Here is a 13,987-nt window from a genome sequence, read left to right on the forward strand (position 1 = left end):
AGGGTGGCCGGAGCATCTTGAATCGCTTTTTTGCAGCCTGTTACTTTGCAGTCAAGGATTCTTACGGGTTTTTTATCCATTCTTCTTAAGCTATTTTCACAAAGCTTATCTTTTTTTGATTCAAGAAAGTCTAAGAGTGCTTTTTGAAAGGACGGTCTGCATTTCGGGCATCCAAGGGAGTTAATATGGGCAAAAAGCCCGGTGAGACCCAGACGTTTAAACAATTCGTTTAAAAGATAAATCAGCTGGCTGTCAATAAGGCCGGATTCAATACCAAAGACTTCTGCATCGATTTGATAGAATTGACGGTATCTGCCTTTTTGGGGTCGTTCTCTTCTGAACATGGGGCCGATCATGAAAAATTTTCGAATCGGATCTGTGGCATACATTTTATGCTGGATGTAAGATCTGACAATAGAGGCTGTAGCTTCTGGCCGCAAGGTCAGCTTGTCTCCTTTTCGATCGGCAAAGGTATACATCTCTTTTTCAACAATATCGGTTGCCTCGCCAATGCTTCTGGCAAAAAGCTGTGTTTTTTCAATGATAGGAATCCGGATTTCTTGAAATCCGAATGCTTCAAATAAACGACTTGCTTCTTTTTCCACTTTCTGCCAAAGGGGAATATGCTCCGGCAGTATATCTCTAAACCCTCGTATGGTCTGCATTATTTTTCTTTAACCTAAAAAGTATCATCAAAATCTAAAACAACCGTTATATATAGATTAAAATCAGAGTTTTAGTCAATATGAAATAAATATTTTAAAGCATAGTATAATCAAAAAATAGAAAAATCTGTAAATTATCGGATAATAGCTGGTAATAGCAGATAGATATGATATGACTAAACATTGTTATATGATCAATATCTCAGGTTTTAGATATTTTAGTGATTTTGGGGCAGTTGCATGGATAAAAATTTGATAGCGAATATTGCTGTAATGCGAGTTTGCGTTGGATATTTAGGTGAAAAGGGCCACTTTTCATGGTGGCCCAGTTCTTTTTTTTCTAAAAGCAGTGAGGCTTTTTTAAAACCTGTATTTAATAAAACCCATTTTTCAACACAATACTATGGTGTCAAAGCCGCAGCAGCTATTGTTCATGATGATCATATAGGAATAGGGAAGGATGTTTTCCACTTGTTCCGGCTACCTGAACTATACGAGATAGAAATCCATGGTTTATTAGGGGAGCCAGACTCATTAAGCTTTTTCCAAAAGGCAATATGTGATAAGAATTCTGCTCAGAATTTTCTAATAGAATTTAGTAACATAAAAACTGTAAAAGATTTTGGTCCAGTTCGGTTGGGAGAAATGAAAGACATACACAAGGGAACCACTTGGAAAGCAGTAGCACATCATTATATAGAAGGGTTTAAAAGCGGGAATAAGGTATTTCCTTATCTTTCAGCAGCAAAATGAAAGACAAACGATTATATACAACACAATTGGCTGCCGGATCTGCGGTCATTGATGAGACACGAATGCTGCTTGACTTGTGGCAGCCCGGGATGAAGATTTCGGATTTATTACAGAAAGCTTTGAGTTCCGGTCATATCACAAATGTTACGGCAAGGCGGTTAAGAAACCTTATTGCAGAGTGTTATGCACCAAGGTATCTTGTGAATAATGATTACCCGGCGATCATATTGAAACAGCTCATTCATAATATTTCTTCAAATTTGCTGGACCAGATGCTTTTTCTTTTTACTGCCAGGGCAAATTTGATACTTGCCGATTTTATAAAAGAGGTTTATTGGCCAAAATATTGTGCAGGTCATGACACCATCAGCAATGATGATGCAAATAATTTCATTACCCGGGCAAACCAGGAAAGCAAAACAATTCGACCATGGTCAGAAAGTACCATCAGTCGAAATTCCGGATACCTTACATCATGCTGTGCGGACTTTGGGCTATTGGAAACCGGTCGTAAACGTGTAAGGAAAATTAACCCCTTTCGAATAGAGAAAATGATGATTGCCTTTCTGGCCTATGATCTGCATTTTTCCGGATTGGGTGACAATGCGGCCATTTCACACCCTGACTGGGAATTATTCGGGCTTGAGAGAGAAGATCTGCGGGAGGAAATGAAACGTCTTTCTTTAAAAGGTTTTTTTATTATCCAAACTGCAGGTGATGTTACCCGTATTGAGTGGAAGTATCAAACATGGGAGGAATTGATCAATGTCATCCCTGAATGCTGATTTTAAGGAATTGCTTGAACGAATAAGACATGGTCGGGAACTGAGCCATGCAAGCTTTGAACCTATTTATTATTTGATTTTTCACCCTTCTAAAATTCTGGAAGTAAAACGTCAAATGCCTGCCTGGACAGCAAAACTTGAAAATAGCGGTTGGGCAGTACACTCCTTTTCTATTGCAGAAAATATTGTGGATATTTTGGGGAAGGCACCACTTAGAAGAATCTGGCTGACAGAAGATGCAAAGGCACCGACAAACTGGGAGAAAACCAATCAGTCTCTTGCTAATGCCTTGAGCAATGGCTCATTGCAATCCCGGTTGAACCAAAAATTAAGTGATTTGGAAAGCCAGGATAATGCGATTCTACTGGTGACCGATCTTGAAGCGCTTCATCCATATATGCGTATTGGTGCTATTGAAAGAAAGCTTCAAGGTGAATTTAACTCTCCCACGGTTTTTTTCTACCCGGGAGAGCGTACAGGAAAAACTCGTCTTAAATTTCTTGGATTTTATCCGGATGATGGTAACTATCGATCGGTCCATGTGGGTGGATAAATGCTAAACATTAATTAGGTATCAGAATGAATAAAATTGCACAATTATTTGATCCGACCAAAGATATTCATCGGACGATTGAAAAAGTTATTACCTATGATAAATCCCAGGAACGAAGACTCAAAGCGGAAATATCAGAATATATTGCAACCAAAAGCATTGAGGAGCAGTTTGAAAGATTGCTGTCACGGATGCAGACCGCCATGGAACATGGTGGAGAAAATGAAGTCGGCGTATGGGTGTCAGGGTTTTATGGCTCCGGCAAAAGTTCTTTTACAAAGTATTTTGGCCTTTCTTTTGATGATCAGGTCAAGATTGACGGCATCGCTTTTAAAACCCATCTACAGGATCGATTTCATAAGGCCCAGACAAAAGCACTGCTTGCAACTGTAACAAAACGGTTTCCAGCAGCCGTCGTATTGCTGGATCTTGCAAGCGAAATGCTTGCCGGCGCAACAATGGAAGATGTATCCACCGTACTTTTTTATAAGGTACTTCAGTTTGCCGGATATTCACGCAATTTAAAGGTTGCCGCACTTGAACGAAAGCTTCAAAAGGATGGCCGGTATGATGAATTCAAACAGAAAATTCAAGAAGACTTGGGAACCGGGTGGTCCGAAATTCAAAACGACCCGCTGGTGGTGGACAGTATAATCCCGGAAATAGCCCACCAGATGTATCCCGAGATTTTTAAGGCCCCGACATCATTCAATACATCCACAAGTGATTTTAAACCTTTTGAAAACGAACGTGTCAAAGAAATGCTTCAGATCGTTCGTGATGCCACCGGCAATCAGCATGTGATTTTTATTATCGATGAAGTCGGCCAATATATTGGATCACGGTCAAACCTTATCCTCAATCTTGACGGACTGGCAAAGAATCTGAAACAGATCGGCGATGGAAAAGTCTGGATTATCAGTACGGCACAGCAGACCCTTACAGAGGATGATCCGCGTGCTGCTTTGAATTCTCCCCTGCTTTATAAATTAAAAGATCGGTTCCCCATTCAAATTGACCTGGAATCAAGGGATATTAAGGAAATATGTTATAAACGGCTGCTGGGTAAGTCATCGGATGGGATCAGCAAATTAAAGTCTCTTTTTGAGCAGAACGGCCAAAAATTGCGGCATAATATAAAATTGCAGGATGCAAGGTTTTATGACTCTGATTTTAATGAAGAGGCTTTTACTAATCTGTATCCGTTTTTGCCAGCTCATTTTGATATCCTTCTCCATTTATTGGGTGCACTTGCCAAATCAACCGGCGGTATCGGTCTCCGGTCTGCAATAAAAGTTGTTCAGGATATTCTTATCGAAAAAATGAACAACCAGTCTCCTGTGGCAGATCTACCGATAGGCGAGCTTGTCACAACTATAACACTTTATGATGCCTTGGAAAAAGATATCAGAAGGGCGTTCCCGTCTATTTATCAATCTCTTGAAAAAACTTTGATACAGTTTCATGGATCAGCCATCCATGAGAATATTGGTAAAACGGTCGCTGTCCTGCAGATTTTAGGGAATTTGCCGGTAACCGTTCAAAATGTTGCAGGGCTGATGCATCCAAACATTACTGGAGCATCTTTAAAAGAAGAGATAGAACTGGCCGTCAATGATATGATCAGTAATTCTATGGCGCCGTTTGGTGAACAGGAAGGAAACCTTTGCTTTTTCAGTGAAAAACTCAATGATATTGAGCAGGAACGTGCTCAGATTCCGCTGCGGACTATTGAAACGCGTCGGATATACAATGAGGTGTTGAAAGAGACGTTTAACCCACTTCCTTCTATCCATTTGAATGGAAGCTTCATTGTCAGGACCGGCCTGAAATCACGAAGTGGAACTTTTGTTGTAAATCTTTTAGGGGAGCGGGAGACCATTCAGACAATTGTTGAATTATGTGATCCAAAAGATTTTGAGTCGACCAGAACATCTGATGTGAGTGAATCCCGGCTTCCGAGCTACCGTTATACAATTTTTTTGATCGGTAAAAAAGAACCGGAAATAGAAGATAAAATTGCAGAAATTTATCGGTGTAAGGAGATTTGCAATAGATACCGAAATGAGCCGGATCAGGAGGTCAAAGAGTATTGTTCAGCCCAAATGGACAGGTCTGTAAAACTTACCACTAAACTCGGCCATACCATCAAACGCTGCCTTTCAAAAGGTGTTTTGATTTATAAAGGTCAGGCCACTGCCGTGGATACTCTGGATAAAAATGTGGTTGATGCCTGCAAAAAGCATCTTCTGGATGTTGCAAATCAGGTTTTTGATAGATATGCCGAGGCATCTCACAGAGCGGAAACAATCCTGGCTGAGAAATTTTTAAAAACTGAAAATCTGGCGGCAATAACTGTTAAAATTGATCCTTTGGGGCTGGTACAGAGTCAGGGGGGCAAGCCATCCATCCAGACCGATCACAAAGCGCTTTTAAGTATACGGGATTATATCGACCGGAACGGCACGGTAGAGGGGAAACGGTTATGTGAATATTTTACGGGGGCACCATTCGGCTGGTCGCCGGACACATTACGGTATTTGGTTGCTGCCTATCTTGTTGCAGGAGAAATAAAACTAAAGGTTTCAGGCAGGGAAGTAAAAGCCAATGGGCCGCTGGCCATTGATGCCCTTAAAAGCAATAATGCCTTCAGGGCGGTTGGTGTGTCCTTACGCGAAGGCAAGCCGTCCATTGAACTTCTGGCAAAGGCTGCTGAGCGGTTAACAGAGATTATTGGAGAACCAGTTCACCCACTTGAGCAAAATATCAGCAGGGCTGCTGCCAAACATCTTCCAGGTTTTCAAACCAAATTTGCGCCATTGGGTGAAAAACTCTATTCTCTGGGACTGCCGGGTATAGAGCGGATGCATTCGCTGAGAAAAGAAATTTCAGATGTAATGTTTACCGATGCCTCAGATGCGCCGGAACGATTGGGTGCAGAACAATCCAGCCTTTTTGAAAATCTGAAATGGGCTGGCAGGGTAGATCAAATTTTCAAACAGGGTCTGGAAAATTCTATCAAAGAACTTCAGCTTCATCGCCGGGAGATAAAAGAAATGCCTGAATCAGGGGTGCCCGGGCAGTTACAGCAGGATCTGGTGGACGAGATGTCTTTATTGAAGAGTCTGTTTGTTGATGATAATTTTCATACCCGGATCACGAAACTGAATTCGATTTTAACCGACATTAAGGCAAAAGTGAAACATGCCGTTGTCAGGATGCGCGAAGTTCAAAAAAGAATGATCCAGGACACCAAAAAAGACTTCAGCCTAATTCCCGAATGGTCACAATTATCAAGTGAAGAGCAGTCCGGGGTGATCTCAACCCTTGAAAATCTACTCATTGATACAGATAAAACCATCTTCGGCCTCAAGAAGCTCATCGCCCAGGAATTTGATATTTATTCAACGATCCAGGAGCTGCGCAAAAGAATCATTTCCATGGGAAAAGAACGGGCTCAAAAACGGGAAGAAGAGCGCCGGGAAAAAGCCCGGGGAGAAAACAAATATTTAAAAACACTTACCATCCCGAACCGAATAGGATCTCTCCAGGAACTGAACGATCTGCTGAAAAAATTGGAACAGGTCAGGGCGGATTCAATCAAGCATGACAAATTTGAAATCAATATTGTCATTGAACCTTCCTCAACCTGATAAAAAAGGATGAAGCATATGATTAATTCTGTTTCGATAAAAAAATTTACAGCGTTTCAGGACATAAAATTGTCCTTTTCAAAAGGAATAAATGTGCTTGTCGGGGCAAACAGCACAGGTAAGTCGCATCTGCTCAAGCTTTTATATGCTGTTACCTCCGCCAATAAGCCGGAGGAGATATATCATGCTCTGAAATCTGATCCCACACGAGTTATCACGGACAAACTAAATGGTGTGTTTAAGCCGGAAAACAAAGTCGGAAGACTTTGCCGGAATGATGCAAACAGATCAACCATCCGGGTGGATTTAGAGCCGAAACGAGCCATTGAGTTTGCTATTGCCAGTGATATGGATCAGGTCGTTATAACGAAAAACCTGTCATATGAAAAATACAGCTGGGTGCCGGTGTTTATTCCCCCAAAAGAAATCCTTAGCTTTTTTGAAGGGTTTTCAAGCCTGTATTTAAAACGGGAAATCACTATTGATGAAACCTATTTTGATCTGAGCCAGGCACTTGAAACCCCCCTTCTAAAGGATGTGCCCGGGAAAGAAATCACCCGGCTTTTATCCATGATTAAAAAGACGTGTGAAGGTGAATTTCTTCTTAGAAAAAATAAAAAGTTTTATTACAAATCAGATAAAGGCCGCCTCCTTGAAGTTGAACTGGCAGCAGAAGGCTTCCGAAAACTGGGTGTGTTGCAGCGATTGCTACAGAATGGGCAATTATTGCCCGGGGCATCGGGTCCGCTTTTCTGGGATGAACCCGAGTCCAATCTAAACCCTTCCATCATGAAACAGCTGGTGAAGATTTTATTGGAGCTTTCAAGGAATGGTCAGCAGATATTTTTAGCCACCCATGACTATATTATTTTAAAGTGGCTGGATCTATTGGCAAATTCCGAAGATAAAATTCTGTTTCATGCATTGTTTAAAAATCAAACTGGAGAAATCAAAGTGAATTCTACTCCGGATTATCAGGCCATCCATCCCAATGCCATTGACGACACGTTTGCTGACCTGATCGACAAAGATATTGAGCACTCCATGGGGGATCTTGGCAAATGAAAATGACGGTTGACGGATTTGATTTTGAATTTGAAGATGCCATTGATGCGTTTGTCTTTGATGAGAAAGACAAGCACCTTCCAAATTATCATGGTGTATCCCATGCCATGAAAGCGGTTGATCTGATTGTGGAGCTTGCGAACGATTACCTCTTTATTGAAGTAAAAGATTTTCATGATCCGGATGAGTATCAGGATGGTGACTATTTCAATCATTTAAGAGAATCGCTTAAATACAAATATCGGGATACATTTTTATACAGATGGGCTGAAAATAAAATTGATAAGCCCATTCGATATCTTTGTCTTTTGACTCTGGACAATGCCTTGATAACCCGCATGAACAAGGAAATCAAAAAACAGCTCCCAGTGGGCAGAGCTATTTCCAGATGGGAGCAGTCCATTGCCAAAAGTAGTGTTGTTGTAAATATAGAACGGTGGAATAATAATTTTCCAAAATGGTCTGTCCGCCGTTCATAATACACCTATAAATTTAAGGTTGCGCAGATTATGGCATTTGACCAGACCACTCGAAATAGACTTCAGAATTTTGTCTCTGATGCACGAACACTGCTGGTAACCGAATTTACCCGGCAATTGCAGAACGACTATGGTATGGACCCCGATACCGGCAATATTAGCTCCCTGGATGACCTGACCCATCTGAATGATACCCAGATCCAGACCGCTCGATTATTACGGGATACAACAGAGCATTATCAAGCTGCCAGCCCTTCGGCAGATGCAAAACAAATCCTGGATCGTATTGTCAGGGAGCAGGCCTTTACCGTCCTCAACCGGTTGTGCGCCCTGCGGATGGCTGAAACACGTGGGATCCTTGTGGAATCCATTGGTAAAGCCCACAATTCAGAAGGGTTTCAACTCTACAAACATATCGCCGGGATTTCATTAGGGGATATTGGTGATGCCTACCAGATTTATCTTTTCAGTCTTTTTGATGAATTCGCATATGACCTGGCAGTGCTGTTTGACCGATACTCCGCCATGGGAAGATTGTTTCCTAAAGAATCGGTTCTTCTAACGCTTCTGGATAAGATTAACGCTGTGGATCTTGCGCACCTGTGGGCCGAGGATGAAACCATCGGCTGGATCTACCAGTATTTTAACTCGGTGGAAGAAAGACGGCAGATGCGGTCTGAATCCCAGGCACCGAGAAACAGCCGTGAGCTTGCCGTTCGCAATCAGTTTTTTACCCCCAGGTATGTGGTGGAGTTTTTAACCGACAATACCCTGGGCCGGATCTGGTATGAAATGACAAAGGGCAATACATGCCTCACAGACCAGTGCCGATACCTGGTTCAACGTCCAAACGAAGTGTTCCTGAAAAAAGGGGAAGCAGCGCCTGAATCCGAGGAACCGGATACAGATCACAGCCAGGAAGAGCTGCTCAATCAAACAGTCTATATTGAACACCGCCCCATTAAAGACCCCAGGAAAATCCTCATGCTGGATCCTGCCTGCGGGTCCATGCACTTTGGTCTCTATGCCTTTGATCTGTTTGAGATGATTTACCAGGAAGCATGGGATCTTCAGGCCGCAGGACAGTGGCCGGATGCAACGGACAAAAGTGTGGAATTGCTGACAGATATTTATCCGGCCAAAGAAGACCTGATGCGGGACATCCCAAGACTGATCATTGAAAACAATATCCACGGTATTGATATCGATCCCAGGGCCGTGCAAATTGCAGGACTGTCCTTGTGGCTCAGGGCCCAGAGATCCTGGAAAGAACAGGATGTTAAACCGGAAGAGCGAACAAGGATCGTTCAATCCAATATCGTATGCGCAGAACCCATGCCCGGGGATAAAGCGTTATTAAAATCATTTTCCAAAAGGCTGAAACCGACAGTCCTGGGCCAGATGCTTGAAATCATATTTGAGAAAATGGAACTGGCTGGGGAAGCCGGGTCATTGCTCAAAATCGAAGAAGAGATTGAAACTGCCCTTGAAAAGGCACGGGAGGCATTTAATAAAGAGCTTTTAATCCGAAATACAGAAACCGGCCATCTCCCCGGAATGGAGCCGAAAGAAAAGCAGCCTTCTTTGTTTAATTTTGCCGATCTGCCCAGTAAAACCCAGTTCTGGGAGACAGCCGAAGAAAAAATTTTGATAGCTCTATATGATTATGCCGAGCATGCTGAAGAATCAGACGGTGAGCGGATGAGGCTCTTTGCTCAGGATGCAGCCAAAGGGTTTGCTTTTATTGATATCTGTCGTAAAAGGTATGATGTGGTTTTGATGAATCCGCCGTTTGGAGAATTTTCTCGCGACTCTATTGATTATATGAAAAAGAAATTAAATGAGGCGGCCGTAGATATTTACTGCTCTTTCATTTATAGAGCAAAAAATTTCATCTCGAATTTTGGTTTATCAGGTGCAATTGTCCCTCGTTCTTTTCTTTATTACATTGACTTTTTTAATTTTCGGAAAAATATAATATATGAAAAAACAAAACTAAAGCACTGTGTAGAGCTTGGTTTGGGTGTCCTTGATGATGCAACCGTTAGAACCGTGGTAATGAATTTTTCAAATACCCATCAAGGTTTAAAAGAAGAGCCGATCATCTATAAAAATTTAACAGAAAGTGATGATTGGAAAAATGATTTGCTCTCTTTCGTATCATCGATTCATACTGGTGGTGAGAAGGTAGAATGTCGTAGATTATCAGAGTTTAATCACTTGCCTGGCAAACCTATTTTAATGACCTTAAGTCAAACTTTTGTAAACTATTTGAGTGGTGCAAAAAAATTAGATCCAATTGCTGGTAAGTTTCATAGAGGTTCTAGGGACGGGGCTGCAGTGATTGTTAATGGACTACAGACTTGTAATGATTATAGATTCATTCGTGGTCGGGCTGAAATTCCGGCTTTTGCTATTCATTGCAAATGGCATCCTCTTTTTAAATCGGTGGGCTATCAACCTTATGAGGCTTCAATAGGTTTAGTTGTTAATTGGAAAGATAACGGAAGAGAAATAAAAGCATATATTCAAAATAATGGTCATTCTCCATCGCGATATGTAAGCGGTGAGAATCATTATCCCAGTATAGGGTCTTGGTTCCCGGGCATTTGTGAAAGAGGAAATGGAGTTGCAACCGCCAGATTTCAAGGAATACCTAGTAGGAGAGGGCTTGTCGCAGTCCCTCAGGGTAATATGAATAGTGATTTTTTATGTGGGATGATGAACTCTATCGTTGGTTGTGGTGTTGTTGGCATGATAATGCCTGATCGATATCGAAATCCTTCATATGTCGGAATGATACCGATTCCTGAAACAATGGAAGCCCAGAGAGAGATAGAAACAATTGTAAAAAAAATAAGAAAAGAAATATTTGAATTTATCCAAGATGAATATAATTCAGATTTTATAAAAACATTGGTTTTTCATTTTTGTAAGAAATATAACTCATTTCATGAAATTCTAACGGAGATAAAGAGACAATCGAAAATTAAAATCCAAAGATTGATTGAACTTGAAGGCAAATTAGATAAAACCGCGATTAAGCACCTACCTATTGAAACTCGAGACATTAAGGCTCTTAAAATCTTTAGCAATCGACCATCAATAAAAGAGTGGGCTATAGAAGAACTTAAAACCGATCTTCAAATCACAACAAGTTTTATTCATTATTGTTTTGGATTCCCATTTGGAATTTGGGATATGAATATTGCTTTCGGAGGAAAAATAGAGTTACAAAATGATGGATTACAAATGCCTGTCGCCAATATAGGTATGTTAAAAAATGCTTGTGGCCTGCCAGCCGAATCTCATGATGTCCCGGATGATTATCCCATCCGCATTACCTGGCAAGGAATCATCGTTGATGATGAAGGACACCCTGAAGATATCCTGACCCGGGTCAGGGAGGTCCTTGAAGTGATCTGGAAGGAGAATGCCGGAGAGATCGAGCAGGAGGCATGCGGCATTTTAGGTATTAATTCTTTGCGGGATTATTTTTCAAAACCGGGTAGTTTTTTTGCGGATCATCTCAAACGCTATTCCAAAAGCCGCCGCCAGGCACCGATATACTGGCCCTTATCCACACCTACCGGATCTTATACACTTTGGCTGTATTACCACCGGTTGTCCGATCAAACCCTTTATTCCTGTGTCAATGATTTTGTGGAACCCAAACTGAAACAGGTATCCGGGGATGCCGGGGAACTGAGGAGAAAAACAGGCCGCACCCGGGACGAGGAAAAGTCCTTGGAAAAGCTGATCGATCTGGAACTGGAACTGGCAGATTTCAGAGATGAGCTGCTCCGTGTTGCTCAATTTTGGAAACCGGATCTCAATGATGGGGTTCAGATTACAGCAGCACCTTTGTGGAAATTGTTCCAGCACAGACCCTGGAAGAATAAATTAAAACAGACCTGGGAGAAACTTGAAAACGGGGAATATGACTGGGCGCATCTCGCCTATGCTGTCTGGCCGGACCGGGTGATCCGGGCCAGTCACAAGGACAGAAGCTATGCCATTGCCCATGATCTGGAAGATGATTTATGGGAGGAAATTGAAGACGGCACAGACCGCCAGGGAAATCCCAAAATAAAATGGGTGCCGAAAAACTTAACAAAAGACCAGCTGGATCAGATTATTTCCAGAAAAAATAAGCGTGTTGTAACATAGCAGATAAAAAATAAAGGGTGGCACATCATGTCGATTGCACAATTCATTCAAAACAGTATTTTATTACCCCGTTTGAAAAAAAAAGAAGTGCTTGTCGTTTATGATCCGGACAGGCTGTATGAAATCCTTTGTCTTGAAATGGCATCAGACATGATAAAGGTGATTAATGCGGCCAAAAGCAGTATCGAAAGCCGGGAGCAGTCACTTGAGGCTTTAAAAGCCCTTGGAAATACAAATAATGACATAAAGGGGCTGCTGGTATATGTTCCGGCCAAAGCCTCTGAAACCGATGAAGAAAAGCAGTTGGATCCATTTTCCCTGTACCAGGTCAGTGGTTGTTTTTTTCCGGATGGGGCGGGAGATGAATACCTGGATCTTTGTCTGAAGGCAAAACCGGATCAGGGGACACAGATCAGGCGGGTGTTCAGTGAAAATCCAAGGCCCTCCTTTGCAGTGATAGATGCCATCGGCAGCAGCAAAGGCTGGCCCAATCTTCAGGTGGCTTTGAAAGTGGATTCTGCCAATGATATTCTTTTTGCCCTGCTGGCACCAACAGCTGAACAAAAGCAGGCGCTAAAAGGAAACGACAGCTGGGTGCCTGAGGCCAAAGAGCTGTTTTCCGTATGTCTTGGATTGAACCTGATCACCCGGGGCAGGACCTGGTCTTCCATTGCAAACGAGTTCTGGCGGTTTTTGCTGTTCAGTGAATTTGTGTTTGATCTGCCGGAGGCATTGCCGGATTCTCTTGTGAACGTTCCCCGGGCGAACGAAGAAGCAAAGGCAGTTATTGAAGGCCTTTGCGACCGTCTTCGCAATGACAGGCGAACCCAGGCCCCTTACATGGAGATGGCCCAGGCAATTGAAAATGAACTGGAGTTACCCGGCCATTGCAGAGCGCTTCAAGATTTTGGCATAAGAGATACCTTTCTTTTTGAACAGAAGACCTTCCTGGCCCAGGGAATGGATGCATTAAAAATGAATGATACCGATAAGGTGCGGTATATTTTAAAACAGCATGTAGATACCGTGTGGACCGGTGTCGGTGAAAGCCAGGCCCAGTGGGGTTTGATCGGGGCTGCACTTTCCTTGTGTGAGGCGTGTGAAGATTTTGAACGACAGCTTTCTGAGTTTTCCAATCACATGGATCTGCTTATCGATTTTTATATCAACAGTTTAAGGGAGGTGGACCGGCTTCAAAGAGAATTTGAGCAGTCCGTATCCGACATCATCGACGGTTACGGCATGATGGATGAGATGGTCGAAAAAGCCAGAAATGCATATCGAAGGATTTCATCCCGGGTACAAAATGTGTTTGTCTGCCTGCTTGAAAAAAGCGGGTGGCCGCCTTTGGGACATCTTTCCAATACCGATGTGTTTGATAAGAAAATTGCCCCGAAACTCAAAGAAAGTGGATATAAAATTGCCTATTTTATGATTGATTCATTGCGCTATGAATTGGGCGTGGAACTTGAAAAACAGCTGTCGGAAGATGACACAGTGGAACTCATTCCGGCTGCCGTCCAGCTGCCGAGTATCACAAGCGTAGGGATGGCAAGTCTTTTACCTGGAGCCGGGCAGCATCTTTCTTTAGGCAGAAATGATGATAAAGTGGTTCCTGTTCTGGGAGACTCGGAAATTGTGACTGTGAAGCAGCGAATGGAAATTTTACGAAAAAAATACGGTCCCAGATTTGATGAAATGACACTGGCACAATTTATTCGGAGCAAAAAAAAATTGTCTGACGATGTTCACCTGCTGGTGCTCCGGGGGACTGAAATTGACAGCCATCTGGAAACGGCTCCGGAAACTTCCCTGCGTATCATCCATGATACATTGAAACGAATCCGTTTTGCCGTTAATAAAC

The 13,987-nt window shown here is 42.4% G+C and carries 9 protein-coding genes; 8 read left to right on the forward strand and 1 reads right to left on the reverse strand.

All coding sequences use genetic code 11. The features are described from left to right. On the reverse strand, positions 1-665 hold a 665-nt coding region (gene hisS, locus K8S13_RS06615), incomplete at its 3' end, for a histidine--tRNA ligase (protein ID WP_291461396.1). A gap of 240 nt (positions 666-905) precedes the next feature. Here hisS and K8S13_RS06620 point away from each other — a divergent pair. The 8 genes from K8S13_RS06620 to K8S13_RS06655 all read left to right on the forward strand — a co-directional run. Beyond that, positions 906-1,418, forward strand: a complete 513-nt coding sequence (locus K8S13_RS06620) for a BrxE family protein (RefSeq protein ID WP_291461399.1) — start codon at positions 906-908, stop codon at positions 1,416-1,418. Further along, a complete protein-coding gene (locus K8S13_RS06625) occupies positions 1,415-2,203 on the forward strand; it encodes a BrxA family protein (protein ID WP_291461400.1) in 789 nt (262 codons plus the stop codon). The genes K8S13_RS06620 and K8S13_RS06625 overlap by 4 nt, the downstream gene beginning before the upstream one ends. Beyond that, positions 2,184-2,756 carry a BREX protein BrxB domain-containing protein gene (locus K8S13_RS06630; RefSeq protein WP_291461401.1) on the forward strand — a complete coding sequence of 191 codons (573 nt, stop codon included), beginning with the start codon at positions 2,184-2,186 and terminating at the stop codon, positions 2,754-2,756. The genes K8S13_RS06625 and K8S13_RS06630 overlap by 20 nt, the downstream gene beginning before the upstream one ends. 26 nt (positions 2,757-2,782) lie before the next feature. Further along, entirely contained in the window at positions 2,783-6,409 is a 3,627-nt protein-coding gene (brxC, locus tag K8S13_RS06635; protein WP_291461402.1) for a BREX system P-loop protein BrxC, read from the forward strand. 18 nt (positions 6,410-6,427) lie between these two features. After that, entirely contained in the window at positions 6,428-7,474 is a 1,047-nt protein-coding gene (locus K8S13_RS06640; RefSeq protein ID WP_291461403.1) for an AAA family ATPase, read from the forward strand. Further along, entirely contained in the window at positions 7,471-7,953 is a 483-nt protein-coding gene (locus K8S13_RS06645) for a hypothetical protein (RefSeq protein ID WP_291461404.1), read from the forward strand. The genes K8S13_RS06640 and K8S13_RS06645 overlap by 4 nt, the downstream gene beginning before the upstream one ends. A 30-nt stretch (positions 7,954-7,983) precedes the next feature. Further along, positions 7,984-12,123, forward strand: coding sequence for a BREX-1 system adenine-specific DNA-methyltransferase PglX (gene pglX, locus K8S13_RS06650; RefSeq protein ID WP_291461405.1), 4,140 nt, complete (start codon positions 7,984-7,986; stop codon positions 12,121-12,123). A gap of 27 nt (positions 12,124-12,150) precedes the next feature. Next, positions 12,151-13,987 (forward strand): PglZ domain-containing protein (locus tag K8S13_RS06655; RefSeq protein ID WP_291461407.1); only part of this gene is annotated, 1,837 nt, incomplete at its 3' end.

The sequence above is a fragment of the Desulfobacula sp. genome (genome assembly GCF_021107415.1).

Excerpts from the sequence above, each read along its gene's own strand:
- K8S13_RS06640 (WP_291461403.1), top strand. The coding sequence starts at position 6,428 with ATGATTAATTCTGTTTCGATAAAAAAATTTACAGCGTTTCAGGACATA.
- pglX (WP_291461405.1), top strand. The coding sequence starts at position 7,984 with ATGGCATTTGACCAGACCACTCGAAATAGACTTCAGAATTTTGTCTCT.
- K8S13_RS06645 (WP_291461404.1), top strand. The coding sequence starts at position 7,471 with ATGAAAATGACGGTTGACGGATTTGATTTTGAATTTGAAGATGCCATT.
- K8S13_RS06620 (WP_291461399.1), top strand. The coding sequence starts at position 906 with ATGGATAAAAATTTGATAGCGAATATTGCTGTAATGCGAGTTTGCGTT.
- K8S13_RS06625 (WP_291461400.1), top strand. The coding sequence starts at position 1,415 with ATGAAAGACAAACGATTATATACAACACAATTGGCTGCCGGATCTGCG.
- K8S13_RS06630 (WP_291461401.1), top strand. The coding sequence starts at position 2,184 with ATGTCATCCCTGAATGCTGATTTTAAGGAATTGCTTGAACGAATAAGA.
- brxC (WP_291461402.1), top strand. The coding sequence starts at position 2,783 with ATGAATAAAATTGCACAATTATTTGATCCGACCAAAGATATTCATCGG.